The 3,528-nt window shown below is 65.3% G+C and carries 3 protein-coding genes and 1 pseudogene; 3 read left to right on the top strand and 1 reads right to left on the bottom strand.

Annotated elements, in window-relative coordinates; genetic code table 11:
- The coding region (locus tag G3436_RS24670) for an SDR family NAD(P)-dependent oxidoreductase (protein ID WP_163950555.1) at positions 1-709 on the top strand (709 nt) is incomplete at its 5' end.
- A 304-nt stretch (positions 710-1,013) separates the two neighbouring features.
- On the opposite strand, the gene G3436_RS24665 is transcribed toward G3436_RS24670, so the two are convergent.
- Positions 1,014-1,799 carry an IclR family transcriptional regulator gene (locus G3436_RS24665; RefSeq protein ID WP_163950551.1) on the bottom strand — a complete coding sequence of 262 codons (786 nt, stop codon included), beginning with the start codon at positions 1,797-1,799 and terminating at the stop codon, positions 1,014-1,016.
- Between the two features lie 119 nt (positions 1,800-1,918).
- Between G3436_RS24665 and hmgA the strand changes: the two genes are divergently transcribed.
- The gene (gene hmgA, locus G3436_RS24660; protein WP_163950548.1) at positions 1,919-3,220 is read left to right on the top strand and encodes a homogentisate 1,2-dioxygenase; all 1,302 of its coding nucleotides are present in this window, start codon (positions 1,919-1,921) and stop codon (positions 3,218-3,220) included.
- Between the two features lie 2 nt (positions 3,221-3,222).
- Positions 3,223-3,528: pseudogene (locus G3436_RS24655) on the top strand (fumarylacetoacetase); the annotation flags it as partial.

Genomic DNA, 3,528 nt, shown 5'->3' with positions numbered 1-3,528 from the left:
CACGGCGGTGGCCAGCCATGAGTCGGTCACCGACGGCGCGCGCATCGTCGAGCAGGCGCTGGATACCTTCGGCCGGGTCGACGTGCTGGTCAACAATGCCGGTATCCTGCGCGACAAGACCTTTCACAAGATGGACGACAGCGACTGGGAGCAGGTGTACCGCGTGCATGTCGAAGGCGCCTACAAGCTCACGCGTGCGGCCTGGCCGCACCTGCGCGAGCAGAACTGGGGGCGGGTGATCTTCACCTCGTCCACCTCGGGTATCTACGGCAACTTCGGCCAGGCCAACTACGGCATGGCCAAGCTGGGCCTGTACGGCCTGACCCGCACGCTGGCGCTGGAAGGGCGCAAGCACGACATCCTGGTCAACGCCATTGCGCCGACCGGGGGCACGCGCATGACCGAGGGGCTGATCCCGCCGCAGGTGTTCGAGCAGCTCAAGCCCGAGCTGATCAGCCCGCTGGTGGTGTACCTGGGCAGCGCGCAGTGCCAGGACTCCGGCGGCCTGTATGAAGTGGGCGGTGGCTGGGTGGGCAAGGTGCGCTGGGAGCGCAGCCTGGGGGTGGGGTTCGATCCGCAGCAGGGCATCAGTGTCGAGGACATCGCGGCGCACTGGCAGGCCATCGGCGACTTCGAGGGCGCGGTACACCCGCGTGACAGCCTGGAGGCGCTGCAGCAGATGATGGCCAACCTGCAGAAATTTGCCTGAAGGGTTCGCCAGGCGGGCCGTACAAATAAAAAAGGCCGCTGCACAAGCAGCGGCCAAGCAAGACGTAGATCAAGGAGCTTCAAAATCAACGTCGGTGAACCTGAAGGGGAATGGTTCAGCGTGTCAGGTCGTACTCTAGGGGGAGAGGATTAACCTGGCATTAATGGCTGGCCCATCGTACCCAGCACTTGGCGAACACCTGTTTCGCTGCAAGCCCGGCAAGAATAGACAGCCCCACGGCGCAGAAAAATACGCCTTTCTGACATTCACTGTTGCGTGTGCGGCAACAGTGCACCAAAGCGGGTCACGGTGCTGCTTGGTAGCCCATGCGCCAGCTGATCGCCTGTGCCGCCGCCAGCAACTGCTGCGCCGCAGGGCCTTGTTCGTCGGCATGGAAGATCGACGTGGGGCCCACCACCGTCAGCACCGCCGCGATCTGGCCCATGGCATTGAACACCGGCGCCGACAGCGCATCCACCCCCGGCATCAGCAGGCCATGCACATGGTGCAGGCCGCGTTCGCGGATACGGGCGAACACGGGCACGTAGTCGCCGGCGCTCTGGCCCAGCACGGCCAGTTCCTGATCGCGCAACTCGAGGGTCTCGCGCTCGGGCAGGTAGGCGCCGAACACCAGCCCGGTGGACGAGCTGAGCAAGGGCAAGACCGAACCGATCTGGGTCACTACCGTGACCGCGCGCACGGCCGGCTCGATGTTCACCACCGTTGCGCCCTGGTTGCCCCACACCGCGATAAAGCAGCTTTCGTTGAGGTCGTCGCGCAATTGCGACAGCGGCAGCGCCGCCACCTTCAGCACCTCCATCCCGCCCAGTGCCGCCAGCCCCACGCGCAACGCCTCGCGCCCCAGCCCGTAGTGGTTGGTGGCCGGGTTCTGCTCGGCAAAACCGCTGGCAATCAGCGCCTGCAGGTAACGGTGCACCTTGCTTGCCGGCATCTGCACATGCTCGGCCAGGCGTGACAGCGAGGTGGCCGGCGAGAGCTGGGCCAGGGCCTTGAGGATATCGGTACCGACCTCGGCAGAGCGGACCTTCTGTTTGCCGTTGGTTTCGGCGGCGGGGCTGGTTTTGCTCATGGGGGGAAAGGTCCGTGGTGACAGGTGGGCGTCTTTATAGCTTGACGGGTAGCAGGGATCAAATTACGTTATGCGTAATCAGTTTACGATAATAATAATGCAGCATCACTGGAGGCTCGATGAACGTCGATTCCACTTCTGCCGTCGCTTACCAGAGCGGCTTCGGCAACGAATTCGCCAGCGAGGCCCTGCCCGGCGCCCTGCCGGTAGGCCAGAACTCCCCGCAAAAAGCCCCCTACGGCCTGTATGCCGAGCTGTTCTCCGGCACCGCGTTCACCATGGCGCGCAGCGAACAGCGGCGTACCTGGTTGTATCGCATCCGCCCGTCCGCCCTGCATCCGGCATTCGAGCGCCTGGAGCGTCAGCTGTGCGGTGGCCCGCTGGGCCCGGTCACACCCAACCGCTTGCGCTGGAGCCCGCTGGAGATTCCGGCCGAGCCGACCGACTTCATCGATGGCTGGGTCGCGATGGTGGCTAACTCGGCGTCCGAGAAGCCCGCGGGCATCAGCGTCTACAGTTACCGCGCCAACCGCTCCATGGAGCGCGTGTTCTTCAATGCCGATGGCGAGCTGCTGCTGGTGCCTGAGCAAGGCCGCCTGCGCATCGTCACCGAACTGGGCGTGCTGCTGGTCGAACCGCTGGAAATCGCCGTGCTGCCGCGTGGCCTCAAGTTCCGCGTCGAGCTGCTCGACAGCCAGGCCCGTGGCTACCTTGCCGAGAACCACGGCGCGCCGCTGCGCATCCCCGACCTCGGCCCGTTGGGCAGCAATGGCCTGGCCAACCCGCGTGACTTCCTGGCGCCGGTTGCGCACTACGAAGAGCAGCAGGGCCCGGTGCAACTGGTGCAGAAATTCCTCGGCGAGCTGTGGGGTTGCCAGTTGCAGCACTCGCCGCTGGACGTGGTGGCCTGGCACGGCAACAACGTGCCGTACAAATATGACCTGCGCCGTTTCAACACCATCGGCACGGTGAGTTTCGACCACCCGGACCCGTCGATCTTCACCGTGCTCACCTCGCCGACCAGCGTGCCGGGCATGGCCAACCTCGACTTCGTGATCTTCCCGCCGCGCTGGATGGTGGCCGAGAACACCTTCCGTCCACCCTGGTTCCACCGCAACCTGATGAACGAGTTCATGGGCCTGATCCAGGGCGAGTACGACGCCAAGGCCGAGGGCTTCCTGCCGGGCGGTGCGTCGCTGCACAGTTGCATGAGTGCCCATGGCCCCGACGCCGAAACCTGTGCCAAGGCGATTGCCGCCGACCTGGCGCCAAGCAAGATCGACAACACCATGGCGTTCATGTTCGAGACCAGCCAGGTGCTGCGCCCGACCCGCCATGCGCTCGAATGCCCGCAATTGCAGGCCGACTACGATAAGTGCTGGGCCACCTTGCCGAGCACCTTCACCCCGAATCGGAGATAACCATGAACCAGTCCGCCATTGCCCGCAGTTGGGTCGAACACGCCAACGGGCATAGCGATTTCCCGCTGCAGAACCTGCCGCTGGGTATCTTCAGCCGGGGCAGCGAGGCGCGTCGTTGCGGCGTCGCCATCGGTGACGCGATTCTCGACCTTGAGGCCGTGCAGGCCGCCGGGCTGTTCGAGGGCCAGGCCAAGGCAGCGGTCGACGCCACCCGTGGCGGCGCGCTGAACGCCTACTTCGGCCTGGGCCGCGAGGCCCGCGTGGCCCTGCGCGCCCGCCTGCTCGAACTGTTGGGCGCAGACAGTGCC

The organism is Pseudomonas brassicae, assembly GCF_010671725.1.
Taxonomy (GTDB): domain Bacteria; phylum Pseudomonadota; class Gammaproteobacteria; order Pseudomonadales; family Pseudomonadaceae; genus Aquipseudomonas; species Aquipseudomonas brassicae.
Note: the sequence above shows the minus strand (reverse complement) of the source record. Positions and strands in the feature narration are given on the sequence as shown.